This window comes from Parasutterella muris (genome assembly GCF_943193095.1).
Lineage (GTDB): Bacteria > Pseudomonadota > Gammaproteobacteria > Burkholderiales > Burkholderiaceae_F > Parasutterella > Parasutterella muris.
Genome location: NZ_CALPCV010000042.1, coordinates 1 through 12,199 on the forward strand (window position 1 = coordinate 1; position 12,199 = coordinate 12,199).

Genomic DNA, 12,199 nt, shown 5'->3' on the forward strand with positions numbered 1-12,199 from the left:
CAGACTTCTAAAGAAGATGCCTTCAGATTAAAAGCTGAGCCTCTGCTAGAGGCTCTAGATTCTGCAATATTTCAGTTGGGGTAGAATCCGTGCGGACAAAAAAAACCTTCTTCGGCTCTCTCTTTCCGAAGAAGGCTTAAGTGTTCAATATGCTTTCTCTCTTCGCATATCTAACAACCAATCAGGAGATATCCGTCAGCCAAGATTGACTGACGGGTATATTCTGCGCCTATTATTTCCATTCAACAATGACAAATTTTGTCATATATCATTGCCTAAAAAGGCAATTTACATTTATACTCAATAATTAATCTTTAAAATAACTTTGAAAAACAACTAACTATACGATTTCTAATTGTTCTACATGCCTATTGAGTTACTTACAATTGGCAACACTAATCATCCGTAAGTATGATGTTTTGAAAAAATTATGAGTACAGTTTCCGATCTTGACACCTGGCGATTATTCTTCAAAGTGGTGGCCAAAGGCTCAATTGCTAAGGTTGCCGAAGAAATGCGTATTGAACCCTCTTCTATTTCAAGACGTCTCAATAAACTTGAAAGCGAACTCGGCACCGACCTCTTCCAACGCCGCGGCAAGAATTTAGTGCTGACTGCTGCAGGTTCCCTGGCCTTCTCTCGTATGCGGCGCGTCGTATTCGATGCAGCGTCCGTCTTCAAAGACCTTCAGGACGTTCATCACAACGAACAGAAACATATCACGATCGTCGCACCGATCGGTTTCAGCGAGGAAATCATCTCGCAGGCACTCGGCGAGTATATCGATATGGACAGCACCGTGTCGTTTTCTTTACGCTCATTAGGATACTTAGAGCTCATCTCGCCGGATTCTTTCTCAAACTTTGATGTTGTGATCACTCCGGTCCAGGTCAATATCTCTACACGAGACTCCAAACTGATCTGCGGACTGGAGAACCTTTTAGTCGCGACACCGGAGTACTTAGCAGCCCAGAAATACCCTATCCGCAGTCCGCGCGATTTGCGTGAGCACCACACGTTCTCCTACTATTCCCAGGGCCGGGAAATGAATTTCTTTCTGCGCAAAGGAACCGAGAGCTTTCCGCTGCATAAACACTCGGTTGTGCGCTTTAATCATCCGGGAGCGGTTAAAAATATTGTTCTTGCCTCAAAAGGTATCGGCCTGTACTGCCCAAAGTACTTCTATATTAAAGAACTGTTAAAAGGCAAGGTTGTTCCGGTTCTTTCAGACTGGACTCTGCCCCTGCAGCCGATCTATCTCAGCCGCAAGGATCGAAACAGAATAGAAGTTGAACGCTTTGTAAACTGGTTCTGCGATTTTATTCAGGACCTTCCCGGCCTTGTTCCTCCGGACTACGAAGGATATTGGGTCAGTGACTCTAACGATACGACAGTTGTATGACGGATGCGGATTATCGGTTTGTTTTATTGGGACAGGCTGAACCTTTTGAACCTTATCTCAGCGGTGAGATTCGTAAAAACGGCTCCCTATTATTAATTAGCGAGCAGGATATTCCTCGTTCGGACAGCTCCCTTCTAGCTGCGTTTCTGACGGTTAGAAAGCCTTCTGTTGTTTTCTTTGCGCCGGAAACCAAACGCGCACAAGTTAAGTACACGACATCTGTTTATGAAGCAATATCTCACGCCCTGCAGGACACTGACTCTCTTCTCGTGAGCTGGCACGACACGAAAACGCCTTTCCCTTTAAATGAGAATTGTCACTGCCTGACGTTTGAGCTGCCTCAGCTGCTTATCAGCCCGGATAACAGAAACTTTGTGACGGACTGGATAGAGATCTTTCTTAATAGAAAACGCGTCGTTGTAAAAGAAGACGACCATGTCGACCTTATTGACTGCCGCCTGTTGAGTTTAATGTCGATAAAAGCCGCTCTTAAAGCGCTTTCCAACCCGGATCTGTGCGGCAGCTGCAGGATTAGCGCCAACGGCACTCCGCTTAGGTCGGAAGTCATCGAGTACATTCGCGCTTTGCTCTCAAAAATTCTTCCCGACCGCCCTCTCGCCAAGGTTCAGTATCAGCAGTTACAAACATCGCATCCGGCAGAGGAACCCGGGAATTTAGCGTTTCAGGAGACTTTTGATGTGATTCTTCCGAAATGGCACAGCTGCGTCGAGGAAACGACAGCTGCTTATTTAGCGCATCACAAGCTGATATAAAAAAAGACCTCGCCGATTAAGGCGAGGAACTTAGTCGGACGCCCCAATCGGAGCGTCCGCTTACCACAGAACTACAAATTAGCCAATCTTCTTGCCCATCACATTCTGGCCGGCAACCCAACCGGATGTGTGTGCAAAACCGCAGGCGTTGCCGCCGCAGTAGAAGGCGCCGTGAACACCGGCAACTGTTTCACCGGCAGCGTAGAAGTTGTTGACCGGTTTCATATCCCAGCCGAGAACCTGCATGTCTTCGTTAACACGAACACCGCCGCAGGAGAGGTTGTTCCACGGTTCCATGCGGATCATGTACCAAGGACCTCGGCCAAGTTTCCACTGCTGGTCTGTACGGCCGAACTGTGTATCGTTCTTGCTTTCAACAGCCTTGTTCCAAACGTCAAGCTGTTTCTTGAGACCATCAGCATTGACACCGGACTTCTGGCAGAGTTCGTCGATAGTGTCGCACTTCCAGAGGTTCTTGCCGGTTTTGAATTCGGCTTCAACTCTTTCAGCAGGCCAGCTCGGCAGACCAATCAGAGCACCGAGTTTGATCTTCTGCAGTGTACGATCCCAACCGTCCTGGTCGGTAAGGACATAGTGGCAGCCTTCGGGCTGGAATGCTAGATGCGGTGTCACATGGCAGATACCTTCTTTTTCTGTAATGAAGCGCTGACCGTTCTTGTTAACCAGGATACCGCCGTTATTGGTGATGAACCACCAGCGGCAGTACGGGCCATTGCGGCCGTTCACAACGATACCGCAGGGATAGGAAGCGATGTACTGCATGTGAGACAGAGGAACACCGACGTCACGAACAGCAACCATCATGGCTGTACCATCATTCTTCGGTCCGCCGATAGCAACGCCCTTGCCTGCAACGCTCGGAACCCAGCGGTCAAGAGATTCAGGAGTACCGGTGATACCGCCGGTTGCCATAATAACGCCCTTGTTCGCCTTAACGTTTTTGGCCTTGTCGCCTTCGCCAACCTGCACGCCGACAACGGTGTCGGTAGCCAGGTCAAAGTAGAACTTGGTGACGCCCATGCCGTGGTTGATCTTCAGACCGCGTTTGTCGAGCTGTTTAACCAGAACTTCGATGTAGTCACGGCCCTTGAAAGAGTCCTGACGGTGTGCGCGAAGCTGAGAATGGCCAGCATACGGTTCAAGATGATGTTTGGCAAGACCTGCGTCTTCAAGGAAGTCGAATGCTTTGCCGGAATGTTTTGCAAAGCAGTAAACCGGTTCTTTCAGGCTCATGTAGTTGCCATAAGCCATGATGTCTTCAGCGAACTGCTGCCAGGAGTCTTTTTTGCCTTTCGGATCAGCGTTCTGCATGCGAGAGCCCCAAGCTGTGAAGAGGCCGCCGCAGAGGTTTGTAGCTGTATGGAAAGGAGACTGACCTGCGTCGTAAATAGCGACTTTACCACCGGCGTCATGAGCCTGGCAGGCAGCCATCATACCGGCACCGCCGCAGCCGAGAACGACTACGTCAACGGTGTCATCCCATTTGGCGGGAAGATTACCGGCAGAAGTGGAAGCTGCCATAGCGGGAGCGGAAACAGCTGCGGCAGAAGCGGCAGCGGCTGTGCCGAGGAAAGAACGGCGAGAAAATTTAGTCATTTCTTATTCTCCTTTCATTTTGATGTTGAAACTGTGGCAATCATTGCATTCAAAATGAGGTTTGCCTTTAACGCTGTGGCAGTTGGTGCAGTTCTGTTCACCGCGGTGGTTGCTGTGAGGATTGGGTTCCATCTTAGCTGTCTTCTGAGCGACGGCCGCATAAGACTGATGACACATCAGACAGTCTTTTGTCTGAGCATTGTCAGGAAGCTGAGCGTGCATCGGGCTGTTTTTGAGCTGGGCCTGAGCACTCATGCTGAACGCGGCTGCACAAAGCAGAGTCGCTGCAAAACAAAGAATAGTTTTAACTTTCATAAGTAGTTCTCCGTGGTAGAGGTGAGTCGATTCAATTAACTAAACTTGAATCGTTAAGCGAAATTTAAGCTATCCCTAAAAAAGCGACTACAGACTTAAGTAGATCGGTAAAAACCTGAATATATATTGTTTATTAAATTATGATCAATTTAATTAAGATTTATTTTTTATTAAATATTCATAAATTCAGTATGTAAATAAATAAACGAAGATAAAACTATTAATATCACCCTATATAAAAATAAACCGATCGTATTTATCTTGGAAATTCACAAGAATTGAGAATTCTAAGATACGACCGGTCGGCTTAATTAATTAAAAAGCTTATTTTCTCTTGGAGAAAAGGGTTCCCGCATAGAGGACGGCTGCGCCTAAAACAGACTTCAGGAACGCGCCGATTACGAACGGAAGGAATCCAACGGCAATCGCCTTCTCTGCTCCGATGGTAAAGGAGAGCCAAAGTGCACCGCCTGCTACAATCAGAATGTTGACGGCGCTCTGAGCAAAGAAAGAAGCAATGAAGCGCTTTCCGGTAAAGCCGCGCTGCGCTAAGAAGCCGGCTAAAGCGGCTGCAAACGGGAATACGACAAGGTAACCCGCCGTCGGGCCGAAGAAAGCGGCCGGACCGCAGAGGGGCGTCGCAAACACAGGTAAACCGGCAAAGCCAAGCAGTAAATAGCTCAGAACTGCTGAGAAACCCAGTCTGGCACCCAAAACCGCACCGATCAGCGCGACACCAAACGTCTGCATCGTCAGGGGAACAGGACCGATTGAAAAAGAAATCTTTGAGCAGGCAATTAAAAGAGCCACAGCGGCTGCAAGCTTCGCCGCAGTGAGACGATGCTGAGCGTTGAATGATAGGGTAAGGTTTTTCACTGAGTATCTCCTATGTGAGGTTGTTTACTTCACGGATTTTAGAAAATTTGTCACGGATTATCGCCTCTCATGCTACAGAATTGCTTTGTTACAAACTGACGATTTTTGAGGTGAATTTCGTTCATGCATCTCTTTATATTTGATTGAAGAATCTATGGGGAGGACGGTTTCTAATACCGTTAAAAATAATGCAAATCACCTATTCCGGCTTCACGCGTACGAATGAGCGTTTCTACAGCACCGGCGAGGAAATAGCCAATGCCGTATCCCATGGTTTAGCGTTTGTTGCCGCTATTGTGGGATTGGTTTTTCTTGTGATCTACAGCGCCCATCACGGGAACGCGTTATCTATCACAACATTTTCTATTTTCGGCGCCTCGCTGATTCTGCTTTATCTCGCAAGTACGCTCTATCATGCGATTCCCAACGTCGAGGCAAAGCGAAAACTGCAGATTGCGGACCATTCCGCGATATTTCTGCTGATCGCCGGAACCTATACTCCGTTTATGCTGAATCTGATGCCCGATTGGCTGGGCATCACCATCTGCGCGCTCAATTGGCTGGTCGCAATATTCGGGATAGCCTTCCAGCCGTGGCTCATCAAAAAAAGCGACAAACTCAATACTTTTTTGTATCTATTCCAAGGCTGGCTGGTGCTTCTGGCGTTCAAACCGGTCATCGAGGCGCTTCCGACACAGGGTATCGCGCTGCTCGTTACCGGAGGTCTGCTCTATTCTTTCGGCACAATTTTCTACAACTGGCAGAAACTTCCCTACCATCATGCAATTTGGCACTTATTTGTGCTCGGCGGCAGCATTACACACTATTTTGCCGTGATGTATACGATTTAGAGCTCAAGGACAGTTCCGCAGCCCGCCCAATCCACGTCAGTAAAGCGAGCGGCAAGAGCCGAAGCCGCTTTAAAGCTCGTGCAGTGATTGGGACGCCAGCGACAGACTTTATACTGAGACAGTTTGTCAAGCCATTCGTCATAGTGTTCCGGCGAAACGCTGCATAAATGCGTACCGCCGACAATCGTGTCAAACTCTTCAATTCCAAAGAGCGTCTTTGCTCGCTCCAGAATATTTGGAAGTCCCGCGTGTGCGCACCCGAGCAGAAGAGACCAGCCGTTTTCCGTCAGGACCGCCATTGAGAGGTCGTCCTCAAAACCGTCCGGAACGATAGAACCTTGTCCGTCAACTTCCCAAAGATTACGACAGCAGACAAAATGCGGATTTCGCTCGTTTTTTGGTACCGTAAACGCATACACATCCGCAAGCACCGTTTCATAATCTTTTACCAGACAGTGTTTAGGCAGTGTACGGATATCGAATCCGCCGTTTCTTCTCTTTGCGTCCGCATCGCCTCTGCGTTCGGTCTGTATTCCGTCTCCTGCATAAACAACGGCTTCCTTGGCTCGATATACCAGATCCAGGATGCCGGATACATGATCATAGTGGCTGTACGAGAGGACAATCGCCTTCAGCGCGCTCACGGAAAGGTTTAAGCAGCGGAGATTGTGTTCAAGAACATGACCCGGACCGCCGGTATCTAAAAGAATTTCACCTGATTCGCTCTGAAGGTGTGCACAGTACCCCCATTCCGCAAGAAGACCGGATTTACAGCAAAGATTATCGACGACGACTATGAGCTTCATAATTGAAAAAACTGCTGATGTTCAACAACATTCAGCAGTTTAGCGATAATTTGGCCGCGTAGGCTTTTTACTCGACGCTTTCTTTTAATCTATTTAATTTTGCGACGGAGGCGCTTTTTGGATGGAGTGTTCCATGACCGGAACGAAGGAGGAAGAACCAGCCGACAAGCATAATCAGAAGACCGGCTACGATAACAGAATTACTATCAGCTCCAACTACAGCGACAATGTAACCTAATGCGATAAGTGCAACGGACAGCATCATGTGTCTGACCGTCTTTCTTTCTAACTTTGTAAACACAATAATCTCGAAGAGTTTCGACACTAAGCATTGTACGTGAAACCCAGTAATCACGCCAATTTTTACGCGTTCAACTTACTGTTTTTTAGACTTTTTTTTGTAAAAACAGCCGTTCTAACACCTTGAATATCAGCAGGTTTCATAGGTTTCATTAGTGATTTCCCGAATTGGTAGCATATTTAGTAATTTTTTAGGTTTTTAAGGCATTGAACTTCCAAATATGGGTATGTTTCATCATCCGAAAAATATCCGATTCGTCAGCGGTGTAAGAACCCTTTGTTCCACTGTATCCAAATTTAAAAAGCCCTGAGCACGCATCATAAATTCACGTACTTTAGATTTCTCGGAATGTTCGGACAGTTGATCCAGGATTTCTTCCGGGCTGAGGAGCGATTTTTTCTCGCCGATCAGACGGTTTTTCAGCAACTGAATCGGGCAGTAAATTTCGTCATCTCTGGTTTTAAGCACCCAAAGAGCCAAAGAAAGCGCCAATCGGAGATCCGTGAACGAAATCTCAATAATTAGTCGGCAAAGTCGAATCATGAATGACTCGGGTTCAAATTCACAGTGGGCGAGTGCTCGGGCAAGTTCCAGAATACTGTCCTCTCCTGCTCTTCCGGAAGATCCCAGATATGCGGCCGCGATCTCTTCTCTAGCGTGTCCGAGATTCTCGGAGAGATCTCTTAACGGTTCACCGGAAGAGATTAAGGCACTAAAACTGTTGGCGAAGCTGTGACGAAACTGGTAGGCGGAGCCGTCGAAGGAATCTTTGCTGAGCTCGAGCTCTTTACTCATCAACCTCTGCTGTCGAGCGGCTGCCCGGTGGATGGTCATATCCGGCCAGCAAAGCGCATCAATGTTCATTTCCTCGGCAAGACTCATCATGACATTGATGAATTTAACCTGAGAAGGATTGGAAGCCTCAATTCTTCTAGGGCGCCCTCCTTTTGATCCGCTTGCGGTCTGGATCTTTATGTACGGATAAGCGAGATCTCCTCCGAGCACAACACATTTACTGAGTACGAGTCCGACGGACTCTTTCGGGCGCAGTCCGAAGAACGCCATAAAGCTTAACTGAAAGCCGAGGCGCACGTCGATCTGAAAAGCGCGGACGATCGACTGCTCGACTTTATCAATGCTGAGCGCGTTCGCTCGTGACGAAGGCATCTTGAGTTCTTTCGGGCGATAACCGGAGCGCGCTATGAGGTCCTGATAACTTGGAACGACACCGGGTTTTGCGATCCATCGACAGAAAAAGCTTAGGAAGCTTCGAAGGTTTTTGATTCTGAGTTTGATATTTTCTTCGCCGCATCCTTCAGAGGCTAACTCGTGGATTTTCCAACTGAAATAATCCTGAATATGTTTGCTTTTCAAGTCTCTCGGGTCAATGCGAAATTTAGGACAGACATAACCGAAAAATTCCATGAGAAACCGGTACCGACTCTTGGAGGTTTCGAACGACGCGCATTTCATTTTGGCTGCATGGAAGTGGTTGTAATTTGCGCACAGCTCATTGACTACAAATCGCCATTTGTGGCTGTGCCGCTCCACTCCGACTAAACACATACAGTTTCTGCGGGGAAAAATAGAATTGGTCCTTCGAACCGGTTTAACTGCGTCTTTTCTTCGGTTCAAATGAAATGAATTTTCTGCTTCGGACATTATTATCGATCTAAAAATATTAGCGGGCGCGAACCCGCTGAAAGTTTATAAATTAAGAATCATTCGTCTTCCGGCCTACGCTAAGCGAAGCGGCCGGTATTATCCGAAGTGCGGCAGTCACACGGGAGACGGTTAAGGCATTACGCCCAAGCATGTTCCGTGTGAAGCCATTAAGCGACATACACGGACACAGTGCTTTCCGATCCGATAAAACGAGCTCGGTCTCGTTTTAGAGAGGCGGATCGATGCTCCGACATAAGGAGCCTTTCAAAAAAAATGCTGAGGCGATTTTACCTAACCTCAGCATAAAAATAGCTAACTCTAATGAATTATTACAAGTTTTTCTTGTAGAACTCTACGATCTTCTTCCAGGGAATGACACCTGCTTTGTTGTCATAAAGATCAACATGACTTGCGCCCGGGATAATCAGGAGCTCTTTATTGTCTCCTTTTAAGCGTGCGTAAGCGTCTTTAGAGAAGTAAACAGAGTGGGCTTTTTCTCCGTGGATGATCAGCACGGGTGTTTTGATTTCGGACGCGTATGTCATAAGCGGCATGTTCATGAACGAAATCGGCATTGTTGTGTTCCAGCCCTTAGTGGAATTCACGCTCCTCGGATGGAATCCTCTGGGAGTCTTGTAGTAGTCAAAGTAGTCTTTGACAAATTTCGGTTCTTCACCGGTAAGTTTATCGGGCAGACCCTGAGTTCTCTGATAGCTGCCTGCCGCATAGTCCTTAGTACGCTGAGCGCTGATGGCAGCACGTTTTTCGTTTCTGTCCTTAGCGGTGTTCTCCGCGTCAAGATAACCGTTCGCATTCACTCGGCTCATGTCATACATTGTAGATGTGACTGTTGCTTTGATTCGCGGGTCAGCGGCGGCAGCGTTGATTGCCATACCGCCGAAGCCGCAGATGCCGAGGATACCGATTTTTTCCGGGTCTACATCCTTTCTGTTTGAAAGATAGTCCACTGCGGCATTAAAGTCTTCGGTATTGAGATCCGGAGAGGCAATATAACGCGGCTCGCCCCCGCTCTCACCAGTAAATGACGGGTCAAAGGCAAGCGTAATGAAGCCGTTTTCCGCCAACGTCTGGGCATAAAGTCCGGAGCTCTGCTCTTTTACCGCGCCAAACGGACCGCTGACCGCGATAGCCGGAAGCCTGCCGGAAGCATTTTTAGGAATGTACAGATCAGCTGCGAGCGTTACACCGTAGCGGTTGTGGAATGTGACTTTGGAATGATCCACTTTATCGCTTTGTTTAAAAACCTTATCCCATTTGGTGTCTAACTTTAAATTTTCCATTTGTACCTCTCTGCGCTTTGTCTCTTTTGCCAATAGGTCTCTGAATGTCAATAGCAGAGGCGCTGTCAGCGTCAAATTAATGAACTGTCTTTTTTTCATAACTCACATCCGTAGGATTGATGAAGTAATGGTAGGTAATCGTCTTTATAATTACCAATTGTTTGTTTTCATAATTTTTATAAGAATTAATTATGAATATTCGTGTCCTACGATATTTTCTTGCCGCGGCTTCCCTACCGAATCTCACGTCGGCCGCTGAATTTCTGCACACTACTCAGCCGAATTTATCGCGTCAGCTTGCTGAACTGGAGGATGAGCTTGGACAGAGTCTCTTTGATCGGAGTCAGCGCAGGCTGAAGCTCACTCCGCAGGGAGAGTTTTTATTCAAGCGCGCGAGGTCGATTGTGGACTTGTTTGACCGCACTCGTGACGAGCTGATTCATTTTGAAGGACTGAGCGGGAAAATCACGATTACGGCCGGAGAGACCTGTGCCTTTAAGTACATTGCGATGGCGCTAAAGCGGCTGCAGCAGGAGTCACCAAAGGTCGTTTTTGAAGTAATCAGCGGACACGAACCTTTAATAGCGGAACATTTAACCAGCGGTGTTTCGCAGTTCGGTTTGTTCATTGGCAAGGTCAATACGTCTCCGTATGTGACACTTGAATTGAATGTTGAAGATCGATGGGGCGTGATTTGCCGTAAAGACAGTGTGCTTGCCGGGAGAGATAAAGTCGGTCCGATGGACTTGAAGAATCTGCAGTTATTAGGTTCACTGCAGGCCTTTAAGCGTGAAGAATTTACCGGCTGGCTCGGATATACTCCGGAGCAGCTTCAGTTACGAGGCTACTTTAATCTTCCTTCAAGCGCGGTACTGATGGTTCGGGAAAAGCTTGGCACGCTGCTGTGTTTAGAGCATGTCGGCGGCTACGAATCTTTTGATGATCTTCAGTTTTTACCGCTTGATCCTCCCTTAACCGCCAAAATCACGCTTGCCTGGTCGAGGGACACCAATTTAAATTTAGTGTGTCAGAGATTTCTTCAGCATATCAAAGACATTAATGATGAGCTTGCGCTGAAGAGCGAAATAACGGCTCCTTAGAATCCGCACTTTTATAAGAGACGGCCTTGAACTTCTCGGCGTTTAAGATAAATTCCCGCGAAAACAGAGGGACTGATTAGTCATTGGCGTGCAGTTTCGCGGGCTTTTTTATTGCATTAATATCAGTCAGACAACTGAATAAATCAGTTTCTTTCCTGTTGCTTCAATTGCCCTCTCTAGAGTGTCAATCTTCGTCTTTTGTCTCGGGTTCAGGATTCGAGTAACTTCCTGTTTTGCTACTCCTAATCGCCTGGCTATCTGGATCGGTTTAGTCCTCGTTTCTATCATCGAATTGAGAAATAAAACTTTGACGGTTTCACTAGCAGTCAGCTCAACAGAAACTTCATTTTTTTTGGGACGTTTTACTGTAGTTGGGAAGATTTTTCCTTCGTCAACATAATCAGCAACGCAGTCAAGCAGCAATGAGTGCATGTCCATTTCTGCAGCTTCCAAGCTATCTCCAAAAGCAAACGCTGACGGATTCTTGCACTCCAAAATAACCTGACCGGATTCAGGATCTCTCGATACCTCACACGGGTAAGATAATCTCATAAACGCCTCCGAAGTTGTGAAAGGCGGGGTTCCTCCCGCCTGCTATTTAAGTTCAAAGACCGAGCTGTTTCAAAATTTTTGCTAAGAGTATCGGCGGATATTCTTCCGTCGGATGTCTTTTGTAACAAGTTTGTTTACCGCCGTATGAAAGCTTCAAATGCCTTGTACCATCATCCACTTTCACTCCTTTGTCCTTAAGAGCTTTGATGAACTGGCCATATTTCATTCAAAACTCCTTAGTAACAGAAGTATAGTAAACATTTTCTAATACTAAGTCAACTTTTCCATTTACTTTTTTCATCGATGGTTGAAGAAAGCCCGTGAAGACGTTAAAAGGGAAAAAGATGTCTTTCTAACTCTCCCGATGGCCGTTAATGAGCAGCGTCAGCAGGCATGGAGAATACGAGGTCTAAGTAAAAAGCCCCAAAAGGCATTTGCTTTGTTTGGGAGTACAAAAATTCCGAAGTTGTGACATTGAGAACGATAAACTGGAAGCTCGGTTTTTGCGCAAAAATGAACTCAGGAATCGAAAAAGTCGGTTCCGAACTTTCAGAACCGACCGTATTGGTAGCGGAGACAGGATTTGAACCTGTGACCTTCGGGTTATGAGCCCGACGAGCTACCAGACTGCTCCACCCCG

The 12,199-nt window shown here is 47.0% G+C and carries 13 protein-coding genes; 4 read left to right on the plus strand and 9 right to left on the minus strand.

The annotated features are described in order from the left end of the window. Positions 1-430 precede the first annotated feature (430 nt). Complete coding sequence (locus NFR90_RS11010; RefSeq protein WP_251453048.1) at positions 431-1,402, plus strand: LysR family transcriptional regulator; 972 nt, start codon at positions 431-433, stop codon at positions 1,400-1,402. Continuing rightward, a complete protein-coding gene (locus NFR90_RS11015) occupies positions 1,399-2,175 on the plus strand; it encodes a Rossmann-fold NAD(P)-binding domain-containing protein (protein ID WP_251453050.1) in 777 nt (258 codons plus the stop codon). Before NFR90_RS11010 ends, NFR90_RS11015 begins: the two co-directional genes overlap by 4 nt. A 78-nt stretch (positions 2,176-2,253) precedes the next feature. Here NFR90_RS11015 and NFR90_RS11020 read toward each other — a convergent pair whose 3' ends face one another. From NFR90_RS11020 to NFR90_RS11030, 3 genes are all read right to left on the minus strand, one after another. Then, positions 2,254-3,792, minus strand: a complete 1,539-nt coding sequence (locus NFR90_RS11020; RefSeq protein WP_251453051.1) for an FAD-dependent oxidoreductase — start codon at positions 3,790-3,792, stop codon at positions 2,254-2,256. Positions 3,793-3,795: 3 nt separating this feature from the next. Beyond that, entirely contained in the window at positions 3,796-4,107 is a 312-nt protein-coding gene (locus NFR90_RS11025) for a cytochrome c3 family protein (protein ID WP_251453052.1), read from the minus strand. Positions 4,108-4,431: 324 nt separating this feature from the next. Then, positions 4,432-4,983, minus strand: coding sequence for a biotin transporter BioY (locus NFR90_RS11030; protein WP_251453053.1), 552 nt, complete (start codon positions 4,981-4,983; stop codon positions 4,432-4,434). 188 nt (positions 4,984-5,171) lie between these two features. Between NFR90_RS11030 and trhA the strand changes: the two genes are divergently transcribed. Then, complete coding sequence (gene trhA, locus NFR90_RS11035; RefSeq protein WP_251453058.1) at positions 5,172-5,834, plus strand: PAQR family membrane homeostasis protein TrhA; 663 nt, start codon at positions 5,172-5,174, stop codon at positions 5,832-5,834. Here trhA and NFR90_RS11040 read toward each other — a convergent pair. The 4 genes from NFR90_RS11040 to NFR90_RS11055 form a co-directional block, all read right to left on the minus strand. Beyond that, positions 5,831-6,640: an MBL fold metallo-hydrolase gene (locus NFR90_RS11040; protein WP_251453059.1), complete on the minus strand. Its 810-nt coding sequence runs from the start codon at positions 6,638-6,640 to the stop codon at positions 5,831-5,833. The two genes, trhA and NFR90_RS11040, sit on opposite strands and share 4 nt — an antisense overlap. 67 nt (positions 6,641-6,707) lie before the next feature. Beyond that, the gene (locus tag NFR90_RS11045; protein WP_160335869.1) at positions 6,708-6,941 is read right to left on the minus strand and encodes a hypothetical protein; all 234 of its coding nucleotides are present in this window, start codon (positions 6,939-6,941) and stop codon (positions 6,708-6,710) included. Between the two features lie 234 nt (positions 6,942-7,175). Continuing rightward, on the minus strand, positions 7,176-8,507 hold the full coding sequence (locus tag NFR90_RS11050) for a site-specific integrase (RefSeq protein ID WP_251453060.1): 1,332 nt from the start codon (positions 8,505-8,507) through the stop codon (positions 7,176-7,178). A 428-nt stretch (positions 8,508-8,935) separates the two neighbouring features. Beyond that, entirely contained in the window at positions 8,936-9,907 is a 972-nt protein-coding gene (locus tag NFR90_RS11055; RefSeq protein ID WP_251453062.1) for an alpha/beta hydrolase, read from the minus strand. A gap of 191 nt (positions 9,908-10,098) precedes the next feature. On the opposite strand from NFR90_RS11055, the gene NFR90_RS11060 reads away from it, so the two are divergent. Further along, complete coding sequence (locus tag NFR90_RS11060) at positions 10,099-11,007, plus strand: LysR family transcriptional regulator (RefSeq protein ID WP_251453064.1); 909 nt, start codon at positions 10,099-10,101, stop codon at positions 11,005-11,007. Between the two features lie 126 nt (positions 11,008-11,133). On the opposite strand, the gene NFR90_RS11065 is transcribed toward NFR90_RS11060, so the two are convergent. Both NFR90_RS11065 and NFR90_RS11070 read right to left on the minus strand, forming a co-directional pair. Continuing rightward, positions 11,134-11,460: a type II toxin-antitoxin system HicB family antitoxin gene (locus tag NFR90_RS11065; RefSeq protein WP_251453065.1), complete on the minus strand. Its 327-nt coding sequence runs from the start codon at positions 11,458-11,460 to the stop codon at positions 11,134-11,136. A gap of 151 nt (positions 11,461-11,611) precedes the next feature. After that, complete coding sequence (locus tag NFR90_RS11070; RefSeq protein ID WP_251453066.1) at positions 11,612-11,785, minus strand: type II toxin-antitoxin system HicA family toxin; 174 nt, start codon at positions 11,783-11,785, stop codon at positions 11,612-11,614. Between the last annotated feature and the right edge of the window lie 414 nt (positions 11,786-12,199).